Origin of the sequence: Paraglaciecola sp. (genome assembly GCF_039964565.1) — a bacterium.
Classification (GTDB): domain Bacteria; phylum Pseudomonadota; class Gammaproteobacteria; order Enterobacterales; family Alteromonadaceae; genus Paraglaciecola.
The window spans coordinates 113,216-130,298 of record NZ_JBDVXF010000006.1 but is presented as its reverse complement, the minus strand read 5'-3'; the positions used below and the strand labels follow the sequence as shown (position 1 = coordinate 130,298).

Genomic DNA, 17,083 nt, shown 5'->3' with positions numbered 1-17,083 from the left:
ATTGCAATCTTTAAATTATTGTTAACAATTTACTGTTTACATAGTTTCAATGATTGTTACAATTCAGTTTCAATATGACAAATGAATGAGATTCTTATGCCAATACCGAGCACAACTTTCCTATGGGTTTTGTTACTCAGTTTGTGTGTTATGGCGTGCGGAGGTTCCAATGACGCTGCGACTGCTGGAAACTCAACCAGTCCCAATTCCCAAACTGACAATGACACTATTCCCAATGCCTTTAACTTCTCCAGTGTGCAAAATGTTAGCTTGAATACCCAACTCCACTCAGAAACCATTACTATCAGTGGCATCAATGCGGCTACAACAGTGAGTATCAACAACGGTCAATTTAAGATAAATGAGGGTGAGTTCAGTTCCACAGCTACCACGGTAAGCAATAATGATAAAATCACGATAAGCTTAACTAGCGCCAACGAATACAACACCACCCACACTGCAACTTTAACCATAGGCAATGGCAATGTTAGCGCCACCTTTGACGTAACGACCCTAACGGCCCCGTCTCTAAACAATCTGATTGATGTCAATTTGCATATCAAACACAGTGTTGGCGGCATTGATCGTTTCGACCGCGAAAAATTTATTACTATTCACGCTAACCACACAGAAAACGACTGGTACACAGTAGGTGAAAATAAGTTAGATGACCTAATTACCGATTTTACAGAGGGCTTTGATGTCTATTTTGGACGCGATGCAGGTGGTATCGGCTGGAATTTAAGCAATCTCCCCCAAGACCCAAACAATTTTGGTTTTGTAGATCCTCAGGCTACCACAGAGCGTGGTTTCGATGTGCGTTGGAATTACACTAACCAGACTGACCAACGGTCAATCACGCAGCGAAATTTACAATACCGCAATCACAATCTTATCGTTAGCGGTCAACAACATCCTTACTGGCCAGATGGCACACTAACAGGCCAATATAGTGCTCAAAGCTGGGCCTTCTCACAGAACGATTCGCAAAATGAACCTTTTGGCAGCGCGACGGGAGATTACATCGGGCGATATGTGTCAGAATTTTTCAATAATGGTAGCGACAACGCAATAGGTGCGCCGCCCCCCGCTTTTGTTGAGGTGATGAATGAACCGCTATACGACTTGTATGACGTGGCCGACAACCCAGTAGAACTGGCCCAAGTTTTTGAATTTCACAAGAGCGTCGCCAACCAAATCCGCAACACAAATATCAAAAGTACAACCCCTAATAGCACTCTAAAAATAGGTGGCTATACCGCGGCTTTTCCCGATTTTGATGCCGACAACTTCCAAGAATGGGAAGAGCGTGACAAACTATTTATTGATATTGCTGGTGCCGATATGGATTTCATTTCATTACACCTATACGACATGCCACGTTTTAGTAACACGGTTCAGTTTCGTAAAGGTAGCAACATTGAAGCGACCTTTGACATGTTAGAGCACTACACCAATATCAAATTTGGTACCCCAAAGCCGTTTATTGTTTCGGAATATGGCGCGCAAGTGCATAGCATGTTGCAATCACCTTGGTCGCCTCAACGCGACTGGCTAATTGTTAATTCTGTTAATGCGCAACTGATGCACTTTCTAGAGCGCCCTCACCTGATGGAAATGTCCATTCCTTTTATTACCGTTAAAGCAGAATGGGGGCGCATATCTGAAAATGTACCTTACACCCATAGATTGATGCGCCAACAAAAAGAAGCCGAGGGTGAAACCGGTGATTTATGGGTGTACACCGATTTAGTGAAGTTTTATCAATTATGGTCTGATGTCAATGGAGTGCGCGCAGAATCAAAATCCAACGACTTGGACTTACAGGTTGATGCCTATGTGGAAGGTCAAAAAGCCTACATAATCGTCAACAGTTTAGAAATGCAAGCCACGTCTTTTTCATTATCAGTGCACGGGATAGACCTCGCTACAATCGAAGATATTACACTGAAACATTTATACTCAATCGACGGTAAGTCAGTATTAGAACAACAAACCTTAGCCTCTATTCCAGACAACATTAAAATTGGCGCTGAAGCCACCATGATTTTTGAGGTGAGCATGCAAAACAACATTGCCATGCCACACACCGCGTTCGAACAAAAATACTACGCTACCAGCTACAAACAATCGATTATTGCCAACATCAGCAACACCTTTTCTATTGAAAATATTGTTACCGCTGATGAAGGAGAGGCCGTGTTGCGCTTGGGGGTGGGTCGCACTCATGGCTTAAGCTTACTGCCCAAGATAACTTTCAACGATGTCACGATATCGGTGCCGGAAGATTATCGAGGTTACGACCAATATCACAATGGTAAAGGGCGGGCTAACTACTTTGGCGTTATCGAAATCCCAGTGCCATTAAATGTGTTACGAGCAAACAATTCAGTCAACATCACCTTTAGCGATACTGGCGGATTCATCTCGTCTTTGAGCTTACAGGTGTTAAATAGTGATACACAATTAATCAGAGGATATTAAATCATGCACGCTTTACTCCCGTATACACGAGTAGTCTTGTTTACAACTGTATTAGCTTCGCTGTATGGATGTAGTCATTCAAATTCAGATAAAGACGCAAACACCGTAAATGCACTTACAGAAAATGCAGCCACCATAACCGTTGCTAACGTTGCGAATTTTGATAACGACATTGACGATTACACTTTTACCACTATTAATGCACAATCGCGCATAGTGGCAGACGAGTCGAATAACAAACGATTAGCAGTGGTTTACTCACCGCAATCTGTTACATCTAGCGTTGATATTGAATTTAAGCAGCCGTTAAACTGGCAAAATTTTAATGAATATCACTTAGCGATTGATGTACATAATACTGGCACAGAATCCATTCAGCTTTATTTAGGTATCACCAATAACAACGCCCAAAACTCAACTCAACCATGGTCGACTTCTAATCGCTCTATCAACGTTGCCGCCGGCGAGTCTGCAACCTACTTCGCGGTGTTAGATGGAAGCTTCAGTGATACCTACCCAGGACTGAGAGAAAGTCCAAAACCATGGCAAACTCAAGAAGACATGTTCATCTGGCGTTATGGACATAAAGAAATGTCCTTTAACAAGATCACCAAAATCAGTTTGTTTACCCGAGGCAACCTAACGCCCAAATCCGTTTCAGTGGATAATATTCGCTTGCGTAAAAATCCAGAATACAACGCGAGTTACCTTGCCAATTTAGTCGATGAATTTGGTCAAAATGATCAACTTGACTACCCCATTAAAGTAGATTCTCTGGCCGAACTTCAAACAATGGCGAAACAGGAACTTGCAGAACTCGGCGAAGGGGATTTAATGGACGATCGCTCCCGTTTTGGGGGGTGGAAAGATGGTCCTCGCCTTGAAGCAAGCGGTTATTTCCGCACAGCCAAAGTGCAAGGCCAATGGTGGATGGTTGACCCAGAAGGCTATTTGTTCTTTTCTCATGGTTTAGCCAATGTGCGCATGGCGAATCTTTTCACTTTAACTGGCGTCGACTTTAAAGACCCAGATGCACGTTATGTTGACCCCAATGAAACCACTCCAGAGGATTCCATTGGTATTGTTAATATGTCAGATAAGATCCGCAACAGCCGTTATGTGTCGTCTTCAATGCGCCGCGACATGTTCAATTGGTTACCGGAATATGATCATCCACTGGCCGATCACTATAGTTATCGCCGAAAAGTCCATATGGGCCCGATGAAGTCAGGTGAAACTTACAGCTTTTATAGGGCTAATGTGGAACGCCGCTATGGTGAAACAGCCTCACAATCCTATTTAAAACAGTGGCAGGATGTAACCCTCAATCGCATGCGTAGTTGGGGATTTACCTCTATGGGAAATTGGGTTGATCCCGCTTTTTACCCTAATCAACGCGTCCCTTATTTTGCCAATGGTTGGATAATCGGTGATTTTGCCACCATTAGTTCCGGTATGGACATTTGGGCACCACTGCCCGATCCCTTTGATCCTGAGTTTGTGCGCAGAGCCCAAATAACTATCGATGTTATTGCCGATGAAATACAAGGCTCTCCATGGTGTGCTGGTATCTTTATCGATAATGAAAAGAGCTGGGGATTAAGAGAAGGCACCATTGCCCAGCGCTACGGTGCTGTCATCAACGTTCTTGCGAAACAGCTTGAAGCTAGCCCCGCTAAAGGCGCATTTATCAAGCATCTACAGCAAAAATATGGGCAAATATCTGCACTCAACGTTGCATGGCAAACACAGTTTGACACTTGGCAACAACTACAACAAAACGTTGAGTTAACACATTATTCAACGCAAGCTGAAAACGATTTTTCACAGCTATTGGAGTTGTTATCTAATGAGTACTTCCGGGTCGTCCACGATACCTTAGCTAAAACCTTACCCGACCATTTATACATGGGAGTACGAATGGCCAGTTGGGGGATGCCCAAAGAAACCGTTACAGCCGCAGTAAAATATTCCGATGTATTAAGCTTTAATATTTACCAAGAAGGGGTACAACCTTTTGCATGGGAGTTTCTCAAAGAGATTGACTTACCTACCATCATTGGTGAATTTCATATAGGTGCGACTTCGGATACCGGCGTATTTCACCCCGGATTAGTACAAGCAGCCAATCAAGATGACCGCGCCCAAATGTACACCGAATACATGCAAAGTGTAGCCAGCCATCCGAATATGGTGGGAGCCCACTGGTTCCAATATGTAGACTCTCCAATTACCGGTCGAGCTTTTGACGGTGAAAACTACAATGTGGGTTTTGTATCCGTTACCGATATCCCCTATCAACCAATGGTCGATGCGGCCAAGGCGTTTAACCGCAGTATTTACCCTAAACGTTTTAGCAAAAAGATAGGCCAATAATGCAAAATCAACTCGCTACCCCAAAAGCTGCTATTCCTGTCGATGGTGACATCATTGGCAATGGTGATTTTCAATATCGCATCAATAACCATTGGGGCAAGCTGGATGCTGAAAAAACACCCGTTGAGAATTGCCATGATTTCTCGATTGATTCTCAGGGCCGAATTATCATGGTCACCGACCACCCGGCAAATAATTTCATTGTTTATGATAAACAGGGAAACCTTATAGAAGCATGGGGAACAGAATATCCCGGCGCTCATGCGATTGAAATCGTTAACGAGAATGGTGAAGATTTTATTTATGTAGTCGATAGTGGCTGGATCCTGAACCGTCATTGGGATGGAAAATCGACCGATGCTTGGGACTCGCCCTACAATAAAGTGATCCCTCAAGCTGGTTTTGTTGCCAAGCTTACTATTGATGGCAGACTAATTTTTACCATTGGGCATCCGCAAACTGTTGGTGCTTACACGCCAGATATGCCTTTCCGCCCTACTGATGTAGCGATAGCGACCAATGGTGATATCTACATCACCGATGGATATGGCTCTGACTTTGTATTGCAATATGATTCACAGGGGCGGTTTATTCGCTGTTGGGGCGGACACGACAATGTCGATACAAGTTATAACCTGACAAACACCCATGGGATCTCTATTGACCCCCGTCAAACCGACAATCCGGTTTTGCTAGTGAGTTCGCGCGCTGAGCAGTGCCTCAAGCAGTTTTCTCTAACAGGTGAATATATAGGCCGTATCGATACTCCTGGAGCTTGGATCCACGGACCCGTATTTGATGGCGAGCATTTTTATGCGGCAGTGTGTTGGTCTGACATCAAAGGTAAAAATGTCGATGATTCTGGCTTTATCAGTATTTTCAATAGTGCCAACAAAGTCGTTAGCAACTTAGGGGCTAATCCACCTTTGTATATCCATGACCAGTTACAACCTATGTGTAGCAACTGGCAAGTATTTAAACATGTACATGGATTATGTATTGATGAGCAAGGCGATATTTATGTTGGACAATGGCGAGCGGACCAAAGCTATCCCATCAAACTAGAAAAAATTAATTCATAAGACTGGAGCGCTATTTATGCAAAGACGAGATTTTTTAAAGGCCAGTGCCGCGATTGCAGCGACCTCAACCCTATCCTCTTGCGCAAGCACAAAAAAACAAGCGGTTAATGTCACTTTGAGTAATGTAGCTGCGTTACCTCAAAATCAAACCAGCCATTGGTTGGGGCATGGATTCTGGGGAAATCGTCTGCAAGATTGGCGTTTACATCAAGGACGTTTGCAGTGTTTACGGGGTGAGAAAAGTTTTGAAGTACGCACTGTATCCTTATTAACCCGGGCCTTATCCAACAGTTCGACAGCTGCGACGTTACGTATGACAGTAGGCAATATAACACCTGAGCAATCGGGGTTTTGTGGTTTTTTATTAGGTGCAGGTAATCAACTTGATTACCGTGGTGCAGCTTTGGTACAACGTTTTGCGGGCATGCACGGTGGAATAATGGCGCGTCTGCATAGCGACGGTACCTTAAGCTTTAATGATTTTTCTGACCAATCTAAACCCCTTGGATTTACGCCATTGGCCAATCAAACCACGGGCTCTATTGGTGAAGTTGCCAATCGAACTATCACCCTAGAATGCCGCTTACTACCGCAACACAACGGCGATTTCACCCTGACGCTCGATGCATTTGACGCCAATACACAACAGCTACTTGGGCAAGCAATCTGTTCTGATGTCGACGCTTACGTTCTGCAAGGTGGCATTTCTTTATTATCCTCTCCCGATGTTAAACAAGCTGGGGCCCGTTGGTGGTTTAAGGATATACAAACCGGTGGGGATAAAATTCAGCAACATGACAATCGCGCTTTAGGCGAAGTGATGGGCTGCATGTATAGCCTCAATCAAAATGTGTTGAAACTCACAAGCCAGTTTATGCCGATTGATTTAAACCTTCATCAACAAGCGCAACTTGAATATCGTTATTTAGATGAGACTGATTGGCACAGTGGTCCTATTGCCGATATAGAAGATGGTTATGTTGCGTTATTCCGCTTGAGCAACTGGGATCACTCCCGTGCGGCTCAGTATCGTATTCGTTTTGCTAACGATGAAAAAGACTTATTCACTGGCAAGATAGTCAAAGATCATGGTAGTGCTCAAGAACTAAAAATTGCCTTGTACTCTTGTATTATCCCCACAGCCAAAAGTTTAGACCGTGATTTTTATACTAAACTGCACCCAAAAGAACGCTTGCTTGGCCGCTACACCACAGACAATGTGTTGTTTCCTCATAATAACTTGGTTAAAAACTGTGATTCCCATCAACCGGACTTATACGTCTTTGCCGGAGATCAGTATTACGAAACCTACCCCACCCGTTACGGCAATAACACTAAAGATGCCAAATTAGATACTCTTTATCGTTGGTATCTTTGGTATTGGACGTTTAGAGACTCTGTTCGAGATCGTCCAGCTATTGTTTTGGCTGATGACCATGACGTGTTACAAGGCAACTTGTGGGGAAATAGAGGAAAAGATTCAGGTACTAAAAAGGAAGAGGATGGAGGCTACGTTTGGGACAAAAGCTTAATTCGCATGGTGTACCGCATTCAACATGGTCATAATCCAGATGCTTATGATCCCACTCCCATTGCCCATAATATTCCCGTGACTTACGGTTCGTTTATATACGGTGGGGTCAACTTTGCATTAGTAGAAGATAGAAAATTTAAATCACCACCTAACAATAAGATTAATTTGTTAAAAACCACTGGTGAATTATTAGGCAAACGACAGGAGTTATTTTTAGCACAATGGAAGAATAGCGCACCAGAACTCCCTAAAATTTGCCTAACCGCTTCAATTTGGGGCTCGCCTCAAACCAAAGGCATCAATATGCCACTACTAGATTACGATTCTAATGGTTATCCTGCCGATGGCAGAAACCGTGCAGTGCAATTGGTGGCCGATGCTAACGCGTTGGTTTTAGCAGGCGATCAACATTTGGGCCTTGTTGCTCACCAAGGTATTAACGATTTTGATGATGGAGCGTTATTTTTTGCGGGCCCAGCCGCTGCAGCCTTTTGGCAACGTTGGTTTGAAAGCGATGGTAGCTTAAACAATAGTTTACCTAACTCTCCAAACACAGGTGATTATATCGATACCTTTGGCAACAAAATGCGTGTTATGGCTGTGGCCAATCCAACAATTAGTTACGCAGACTTTGCTGCTGGCAATCAAACTTGGGGAATGTTCTTGGCCGACAATTCGCTAAAAACTGAAGGTTATGGATTAGTTCGCGTTAACCATCAACAACAACATTTTGAGTTGGAATGTTGGCATTGGAATGCGAAACCTGGCCGTGATGAGCAGTTTGCAGGATGGCCTATCATTCACTCATTTCCAAACGACCCTATAGTGTAATCAAATTGTGACGCAATAACATTGCGTCACACTCTTACCAATATTAACAACCAAGTTGCAGGCTGATATTTTGTGCGGTTTTCAGCATTTGATGAGTAATATTGCAATCACTTCCCTGCTTCTGCTGTTTCATACCTAATTTTGATACCACCAAACAAGCGATTATTCTTCCATCCGCCGAGCCAACTAAAATCCCATGATCGGTAACACCTTCAATGAAAGGATTATCAGCAATTAACATCCCTTGTTTGCGTATGTCATCTAATTCACTGACCAGTTTGGTTTTATCTTCAGCAGAGTAAGCCAAATAACCTTCGCTACGTTGCAAAATCATCTCTCTGACTTCAGTGTTGCTGTTTGCCAATAATACTTTGCCCGATATCGTCGAGAGAGTTGGAAATAACGATCCTTCGGTAATATTTACCGTCATCGGAGCTTGGCTCCGAGCCTGCACTATGACCATGGTTTGGCTTTGATACAGCATGGTTAAATGGCAAGAATGACCAATAGTCACGGCTAAGTCTTCCATATGTGGCAGAGCACACTGGCGTAATTGATCGATAGGTGAAATACGACGGGACAAATTATAAATTTTTAGCGAAGCACGATAATGCCCCGAAACCACGTCACGCACCAGATAACCTCGAGATTCCAAATTAATGAGCACTCGGTAAATTTCATTAGCCCCGCGCCCTAATGCAAAAGCAATTTCGGTTTGTGACTTTGGTAATTCTTGCTCAACTAAATATTCCAACACATCCAAAGCTTTATCTAACGCAGGAACGGCATACTTATTCTTACTGATTTGTTTTTTACTGCTTTGCGTCACTTATTGGTTCTCAGTTAGTAAATGGGACAAATGTACTTTAAAGATAGCATTAAAAATTTTGCAATACCCTTCAACATATTGTTGACAATCAACATTAAGCAGTTATCATTATTTGTATTAGAATATTGTATTTCTATATGAATTACAAAGCCATTAAAGTGTTGATTTTTATTACAGGTGATCCCATGACGAACAAGATATTATCCACTGAACAAATTAACGATTTCCATCGCGATGGTTATGTCATTGCGCGTGGGTTTTATAGCGAACAAGAAATAAAGCGCTTACAAGATAAAGCCTTTAATGACGATTCACTATACGAGCGCGCCTGGGACAAGAAAGACGCAAAAGGGACTGTCAGTAAGGTATGCTTATGGCAGGAGCTGGGTGATGATTTGTATAGTATGTTCTCTCGAGGCCGACGTTTAGCCGACTCAGTCGATGCCATTTTAGGTGAGCCGGTTTACCACACTAGTACCAAAATCATGATGAAAGAACCCTTTGTGGGTGGCGCGTGGGAATGGCATCAAGATTATGGTTATTGGCACAACGACAACGTCATGCTTTACCCTAAACTAGTCAGCTGTATGATTGCCATTAATAAAGCGACCATTGAAAATGGTTGCCTACAGGTCTTAAAGGGCTCTCACCATATTGGCAGATTAAATCACAATAAAACCGGTGATCAAAAAGGCGCTGAACTTCAATTTGTTGAAGAAGCGATGAAGCATTTAGAGTTAGTTGATGTCGAACTTGAACCTGGTGACACGCTGTTTTTCCACTGTAATTTGTTGCACAAGTCCAACCAAAACCAGTCGTCTGAGCCACGCTGGTCGATCATCATGGCTTACAACGCAGAAAGTAATAAACCTTTCCAAGAAAATGAAGCCTTGTACTTCCCACTCAATCGAGTTGACGACGATGCGATTATAAACTGGAAAGAACCAACAACCGCCTAAAAGTTACTGTTACTAAATCACATTGACTCCCCTATCCTAGCAATTGGTTTGGGGAGGCTATCGACATCTATAGTGCCACTGCTTGTTTAAACAACTAATCACCACAAATGCTGTGCTAGTTTGGCTAGCTACCCGTATTTTTCTCGACATCACGGTTCTATTTCTTTACTTCATCAGTTATTGTTAACAGTAAACCAAATATTAATTGTGATTGAAATAGTTCAGCCTACCAATACTCATATTTAACACCAAGTGCTGAGCCTGATGTAAGAGTCCAATATGAATCAAAAAGTAGAAAATGTGGTTATTTTAGGAGGCGGTACCGCTGGCTGGATGACCGCAGCTTTACTGACTAAGTCCATAAAAAACATCAATGTTAAATTGGTCGAATCAGAACAAATAGGGACAATTGGTGTAGGCGAAGCGACTATCCCCAGCTTACACTTTTTTAATGATATGCTGGGTATCAACTCCACAAATTTTGTTAGAAATACTTCAGGTAGTTTTAAGCTAGGGATCAAGTTCGAAAACTGGCATAAACAAGATGCCAGCTACTTTCATGGCTTTGGATCTACCGGTCTAGGCATGTGGGCAGCAGGCTTTCATGAATATTGGAGACGAGGACTTGATTTAGGTATCAGTAAACCCTTTAGTCACTATAATTTTGAAGCCATGGCGGCACTTAGTAACAAATTTGCTCATCAGCAAAACGGTCCCAATTTTGCGTATCATTTAGACGCCAGCTTGTATGCAAAAATGCTCAAACAAGAATCTGAGAAAAATGGCGTTACCCGCATCGAGGGATTGGTAAAGCAAGTTAATACCCATACCGAAAGCGGTGATATATTGTCGCTGGAGTTAGCTAACGGCACAGTCGTCGAGGGTGATTTGTTTATCGATTGTTCCGGATTTAAAGGCGTATTAATCAACGAAACCCTAAAGACACCTTTTATCGATTGGTCCCATTGGTTACCCATGGACAGTGCGATAGCTTTGCAAACCAAACTCTCAGAAGCCCCCTCCCCTTATACTCGCTCAATTGCTAACCACGCTGGTTGGCAATGGCGTATTCCATTGCAGCATCGTATGGGCAACGGTATCGTTTATTCACAGCAATATATGTCAGACGATGAAGCTAGGGAATTATTGGTATCTAGTGTAGAGGGTGAAATGCTCACCGAGCCTAGGAAGCTAAGCTTCAAAACCGGTTATAGAGAAAAACAGTGGAACAAAAACTGTGTGGCCATTGGCTTAGCAGGCGGCTTTATCGAACCTTTGGAATCCACGGCTATTCATATTATTCAACAAGGTATTATGCAGTTAATTAAATACTTCCCGAGTTATGGTATCAATGCTCTGGAAGTCGAAGAATATAACCGCTACATGATGACTGATTATAACGAAATCAAAGACTTTATTGTGCTGCATTATTGCCAAACCGAGCGCGATGATTCGCCCTTCTGGCGATTCTGCAAAAATATGGATATTCCCGAAACTCTTAAATCTAGAATGGAATTGTTTAAAAACACCGGGCGTTATGTACATCGTGATAAAGAAATATTCGTCGATTCTTGGTTACAAGTGATGATTGGCCAAGGTTTAATCCCAGAGCAATACCATGGTTTAGCCGACGAACTGTCAGAGTCTGAATTACGAGAGTTTTTGCAGCAAATAGAAGAGGACATTGCCGCTAAAGTGCGACAACTGCCAAGCCATGGTGAGTATTTAAACACCCACTGCAAGTCTTAGGTTTGAGCTCAGAAAAAGGTAGAGGAAAGCAGTGAACGACTAAAATACTGCTGGGTCGATAGAGAAGATTTGTTAACGGAGGGCGCTGAGTTTAAATTGACTGCGGCCTTTTTATTTCAATTATTGAGCACTTTGAAAAACATGAACACCAGTGTAAACGTCGACATGGATTCCAGCTAAAAGACTGCTGGAATGACGTTGCGGATAGCCTGCTGTCTCGTCATAGGCTTGGGATCGCCGACTTTCTCTTCATAGGTTCACAAGTCGGGAGTCTCTGCTGTCTCTTCATACTGTCTATTCATACTTTCTATGCATAAATAGCGGGTACATTGAGATCTTAGTCGGCAACGTCGGTACTTTATGGACGAAGTGGATACGCTAATGAGCTATGCGAACCCAACTGTACCCAATAAAAAAACGGCCAAGGTTTTCACCTTGGCCGTTTTATCAATTTATAAACTCAGATGATTTACACTTCTTTTAAGTAAACAGTTTTCTTCTCTAGGTATTGCTCGAGACCAAATTTGCCGTCTTCGCCCCCAAAGCCACTTTGTTTCCATCCGTTATGGAAGCCTTGGTGTTGCTCGCCCATACCGCGATTGATATAAACCTCACCCACTTCTAAATCACTGATGGCTTGATTAATGTTAAAGAAATTTTGGGTAAATACGTAGGCACTTAAACCGTAAATACTGTCATTACAATATTCAATGGCTTGCTGCATGCTGCTGACTTTAACGATTGGCAGAATAGGACCAAAAGTTTCTTCGTGAACAACAATGTTATCTTGTTTAACATCAACTAAAACCGTGGGTTCATACCAACAACCACCTTCGAAACCCGTGACACTGGCCGTTTTACCGCCAGTGGCGACTGTGGCACCTTGCTTGATACTTTCTTGAACAATATGGTCGATATTGTCAATTTCACGCTGGTTGCACTTAGGCCCCATTTGCGTAGCTGGATCCATAGGGTCACCGACTACTAAGCCTTTAACCTGTGGTAAGAATTTAGCCATAAATTCATCATAAACCCCTTCATGAACGTATAAACGCTCAACACAAGTACAGACTTGACCACAGTTAGCAAAGCGGCCCCACAACGCACCTTCGAGGGCTTGATCAAGGTCGGCATCATCCATCACTATCATAGGAGCCTTACCACCTAACTCAAGCATCACCGGAGTCATGTATTCTGCGCTAGTTTTATAGATTTGTTTACCGGCAACAGTGGAGCCGGTCATGGTGATCATTTTAGTAATCGGGCTTTCACATAATGCTTGGCCTACTACCGAACCGGTGCCGTTAATCACGTTTAACACCCCAGCAGGAATACCGGCTTCATTAGCCAAACGGCCCAATTCAGTGGTAGCTAACGGCGTTTCTTGAGTGGGTTTTAGTACGATTGTGTTTCCGGTAATTAACGCAGGGCCAATTTTACGACCGGCTAAAGCCAATGGAAAATTCCAAGCGGTGATACCAACCACTACGCCTCGAGGTACTTTATGGATATAAATTTTTTCGTCTTCGTTATCTGAAGGTAGTATATCGCCTGCGATAGTTAATGCATTGTCGCAAGCGTAATCAATAAAGGTTGCGGTCACATCCACTTCCATCTCGGCTACAGACAACAACTTACCTTGCTCAGCAACAATCATAGGCGCAAGAACAGCCTTGTTTTCGCGAATTTTATTGGCAAATTTTCGTAATATAGCTTGGCGGGTTCGCGCGGTTAGCTTGGCCCACGGCTTTTGTGCTGCCTGCGCCACATCAAGAGCGTGTTGCGCATCTTCTGCACAGCCTTCTGGGATATTACCTATCACCTGACCAGTAGAGGGACTCTGAATTTCAATAATGCTTGTGGATTGAGAGCTAATATATTTGCCACCAACGAAATTAACATTATTTTGAAATTTTAAATTTTGTACCGTCATTGCGTTTATCTCCCCATCCAGCCGCCATCGACCAGCAAAATTGCACCATTTACATAGCTTGCAGCTTCAGAGGCCAAAAACACAGCTGGGCCTTTGAAGTCTTCGGGGGTTCCCCACCGGCCTTGCGGAATTCGGCCTAAAATAGCAGCCGAACGTTCTGGGTCATTACGTAACGCTTCAGTATTATCGGTATCGATATAGCCAGGCGCAATAGCGTTAACATTCACCCCTTTACCCGCCCACTCATTCGATAATGCCATGACTAACTGACCAATCGCTCCTTTACTAGCAGCATATCCGGGCACTGTGATACCACCTTGGAAAGTTAGCAATGAAGCAGTGAAGATTATTTTACCGGCACCCCGATTCACCATATCCTTGCCTATTTCACGGCTAAGAATAAATTGAGAATTTAAATTAACATCGATAACGTTATCCCATAGGTCATCGCCATGCTCGGCGGCTGGCGCGCGTAAGATAGTACCTGCGTTATTCACTAGAATATCAATTTTAGGAAAATCTGCTTTTACTTCTTTAATAAAAGCATATAAAGCATCACGATTTGAGAAGTCACACTGGTAACCTTTAAAGTTTCGGCCTAATGCTCTCACTTCTTTTTCAACCTCAGAACCTTCAAGTTCTAAGCTAGCAGACACACCGATGATATCGGCTCCAGCTTCAGCTAAACCTAATGCGATCCCTTTACCAATACCTCGTTTACAACCAGTAACTAAGGCAACTTTTCCGGCTAAACTAAATTTTTCAAACATCTTATTCATTACTCAAACCTTGTCTCTCATGTCCAACTATTCTGCGTTACATTCAACTAATGCTTTCATACCTTGTGGATTGCCATCCATATTAGCAAATGCACTACCAATATCCGTCAAAGGGCTAACAGAACTGATAAAGGGTTTAAGATCAATCTGCCCTGAAGCAATCAGTTGAATTGCCCAATCAAAATCAGCGGCTTCATAAACACGCGCACCTAATAGCTCTAACTCTTTCCAAAAGAATTGGAATAGATCGATTTCAGGCTTAGTACTATGGATTGCCACCATCACTATACGACCTCGACGACCGGCTATTTGTGTCATTGAATCAATAGCAGGTTTAACACCAGACACTTCGAAGACCACGTCAGCACCTTTAGTACCGGTCCAGTCATCCACGTAAGCGGCTAAATCCGTTTCAATAGGATTAACTGATTTAACACCTAAGTCATCTGCAAAAGCGCGGCGACTTTCATTGGGTTCAGACACTAGCACTTCTGCCCCTACACTTTTAGCCACAGCAGCGACAAGTTGCCCAATAGGCCCGCCGCCAAGTACCACTACCTTTTCACCTGCTTGCAAGCGCGAACGACGCACGTCGTGGCAAGCCACTGACAATGGCTCAATAAGCGCGCCTTGCTTTAAATCTACACCAGCTGGTAATTTATGTAATGTACGAGCTTTAACCGTCCAACTTGATTGGAATGCGCCAGGCGTATCGATCCCCATAAACTTCAGGTTCTGACAGATATGGGTATGACCCGCTTTACAGGTTGGACATTCACCACACCAATCAAGAGGACGTACCACAACTTTTTCGCCTATTGAGAAACCTTGTACACCTTCGCCGATTTCTGCGACGACACCTGAAATTTCGTGTCCTATGGTTTGCGGGATAGATACTCGTTGATCCATCACACCATGGTATATATGCATGTCAGTGCCACAAATCCCCACATAACCAACATTCAAGCGAACCTCACCAGCTTGAGGTGTTATAGCTTGACCTTCGACCACCTTAAATGACTTGTTACCAATATATTGTGCTGCTTGCATATGTTTCTACCTTAAAAATGTTTAACTAAATGAGGGGCTAATAACGCATCATCAAAAATCACCCCAGTTCCCGGTACATCGGGTGCTACAGCAAAACCATTGTTGAGAATAGTTGGATGTAATGTGTATTGATCTATTGGGAAAGAATGGACTTCTAAATAACCTGCATGAGGTTGTGAAGCTAATAAAGACACGTGTAATTCATGCATACCGTGGCTGCACAATGGCAAATTATGGTGTTTAGCTAATTCTGCAACCTTTAAGAAACCTGTAATACCGCCAATGTTAGACGCGTCTGGCTGCACAAAACCTAATTTTGACTGGGCAAAGGCATACTCAAATTCATGGATGGTATGTAAGTTTTCGCCCATCGCTAAGGGAATGTTGATGGCATCAGAAATATCCGCAAATCCCAAATAATCATCCGGGATTGTGGGCTCTTCAAACCAAGTAATGCCGCAATGTTCAATCGCTTTACCAAAACGAATGGCTTCTTCAATTGACATTGAATAGTTTGCGTCCACCATAAATACCCGATCAGGGCCAATTAAATTGCGTACCGCTTCTACGCGATGCACGTCTTCGAGATAATTGTCTTTACCTACTTTAATTTTGACTGCTTCAAAGCCTTTATCTAAATAGCCTTGAATGTTGCTAAGCAATCTAGTTTCTGAAAAATTAAGATCTATACCACCAGCGTAACATTTGGTTTTATTGCTCGCGCCGCCAGCAACCTTCCACAAGGGTAGATCGGCTCGTTTACATTTAATATCCCATAGGGCGATATCCACTGCAGAGATAGCAAAGCTTAATAAGCCACCTCGACCAACATAGTGGTATTCCCACTGTAACTTATCCCAAATACCATCAATATCGGCAGCATCTTTTCCAAGCAATAAGGGCCGCATTTCATCATGAAGTAATGAACATATCGCGCGGCCACCTTTACCACCGGTATAGGTATAACCAACACCTTGCATACCATCAACACAAGTTACACGACACAGCATTAGTTCAAAGTGGGTATGGTCACCGTGCTTAGCATCAGATAAGACTTCTTCTAAAGGCACTTTGTAATACTCAACATCTATCGCCGCTATTTTATTTATATTCATTCTCTAGAAATCCAACTAATACTTAACAGTTTTGATTTAATTGTTAACAATCTACACCAATACAATATTAGTTGTAAAGATAAATAATGGCCAGAAATAAACACCCACTCCATTCCAAGAGCTGTTAAGTAACTTAAATCCATAAAAATTTAAATTCAGATAGCTGCCCTTAACAATCAAATTGCTACTCGATTAAGGGCATTGACTCCATATTGAAGAAAAATAGCGTTACCAAATCTAGTCATCAAAAAAACCATTTATATTCAACACACTATCATTTTGTTAACAATATAATGTTGACATGTGAATTTTATGTTGTAGTTTTTATAGGAATTACTCAATTGACAGCGACACATTCAAAC

At 42.7% G+C, this 17,083-nt stretch carries 11 protein-coding genes; 6 read left to right on the top strand and 5 right to left on the bottom strand.

Annotation, left to right across the window (positions count from 1 at the left end):
- Positions 1 to 96 precede the first annotated feature (96 nt).
- From ABJK37_RS03535 to ABJK37_RS03520, 4 genes are read left to right on the top strand one after another with little or no spacing between them, the layout of a single operon-like run.
- Positions 97 to 2,484, top strand: a complete 2,388-nt coding sequence (locus tag ABJK37_RS03535) for a hypothetical protein (protein WP_348350177.1) — start codon at positions 97 to 99, stop codon at positions 2,482 to 2,484.
- A gap of 3 nt (positions 2,485 to 2,487) precedes the next feature.
- Positions 2,488 to 4,860, top strand: coding sequence for an agarase (locus ABJK37_RS03530; RefSeq protein WP_348350175.1), 2,373 nt, complete (start codon positions 2,488 to 2,490; stop codon positions 4,858 to 4,860).
- Positions 4,860 to 5,942 carry a 6-bladed beta-propeller gene (locus ABJK37_RS03525; RefSeq protein ID WP_348350173.1) on the top strand — a complete coding sequence of 361 codons (1,083 nt, stop codon included), beginning with the start codon at positions 4,860 to 4,862 and terminating at the stop codon, positions 5,940 to 5,942. The genes ABJK37_RS03530 and ABJK37_RS03525 overlap by 1 nt, the downstream gene beginning before the upstream one ends.
- Positions 5,943 to 5,958: 16 nt before the next feature.
- Positions 5,959 to 8,307, top strand: coding sequence for an alkaline phosphatase D family protein (locus ABJK37_RS03520; RefSeq protein WP_348350171.1), 2,349 nt, complete (start codon positions 5,959 to 5,961; stop codon positions 8,305 to 8,307).
- A 43-nt stretch (positions 8,308 to 8,350) separates the two neighbouring features.
- Here the strand turns inward: ABJK37_RS03520 and ABJK37_RS03515 are convergent, their stop codons facing one another.
- Positions 8,351 to 9,136, bottom strand: coding sequence for an IclR family transcriptional regulator C-terminal domain-containing protein (locus ABJK37_RS03515; protein ID WP_348350169.1), 786 nt, complete (start codon positions 9,134 to 9,136; stop codon positions 8,351 to 8,353).
- 185 nt (positions 9,137 to 9,321) lie between these two features.
- On the opposite strand from ABJK37_RS03515, the gene ABJK37_RS03510 reads away from it, so the two are divergent.
- Positions 9,322 to 10,095 carry a phytanoyl-CoA dioxygenase family protein gene (locus tag ABJK37_RS03510; RefSeq protein ID WP_348350167.1) on the top strand — a complete coding sequence of 258 codons (774 nt, stop codon included), beginning with the start codon at positions 9,322 to 9,324 and terminating at the stop codon, positions 10,093 to 10,095.
- Positions 10,096 to 10,374: 279 nt separating this feature from the next.
- Positions 10,375 to 11,844 (top strand): tryptophan halogenase family protein, encoded by a 1,470-nt coding sequence (locus ABJK37_RS03505; RefSeq protein ID WP_348350165.1) that lies wholly within the window; start codon positions 10,375 to 10,377, stop codon positions 11,842 to 11,844.
- Between the two features lie 469 nt (positions 11,845 to 12,313).
- On the opposite strand, the gene aldA is transcribed toward ABJK37_RS03505, so the two are convergent.
- Genes aldA through ABJK37_RS03485 form a run of 4 tightly spaced genes read right to left on the bottom strand, consistent with a single transcriptional unit; the run spans position 12,314 to position 16,721 of the window.
- The gene (gene aldA, locus ABJK37_RS03500) at positions 12,314 to 13,777 is read right to left on the bottom strand and encodes an aldehyde dehydrogenase (RefSeq protein ID WP_348350163.1); all 1,464 of its coding nucleotides are present in this window, start codon (positions 13,775 to 13,777) and stop codon (positions 12,314 to 12,316) included.
- A gap of 5 nt (positions 13,778 to 13,782) precedes the next feature.
- Complete coding sequence (locus ABJK37_RS03495; RefSeq protein WP_348350465.1) at positions 13,783 to 14,547, bottom strand: 2,5-didehydro-3-deoxy-L-galactonate 5-reductase; 765 nt, start codon at positions 14,545 to 14,547, stop codon at positions 13,783 to 13,785.
- A 36-nt stretch (positions 14,548 to 14,583) separates the two neighbouring features.
- On the bottom strand, positions 14,584 to 15,606 hold the full coding sequence (locus tag ABJK37_RS03490) for an alcohol dehydrogenase catalytic domain-containing protein (protein WP_348350161.1): 1,023 nt from the start codon (positions 15,604 to 15,606) through the stop codon (positions 14,584 to 14,586).
- 11 nt (positions 15,607 to 15,617) lie between these two features.
- Positions 15,618 to 16,721: a mandelate racemase/muconate lactonizing enzyme family protein gene (locus tag ABJK37_RS03485; RefSeq protein WP_348350159.1), complete on the bottom strand. Its 1,104-nt coding sequence runs from the start codon at positions 16,719 to 16,721 to the stop codon at positions 15,618 to 15,620.
- Between the last annotated feature and the right edge of the window lie 362 nt (positions 16,722 to 17,083).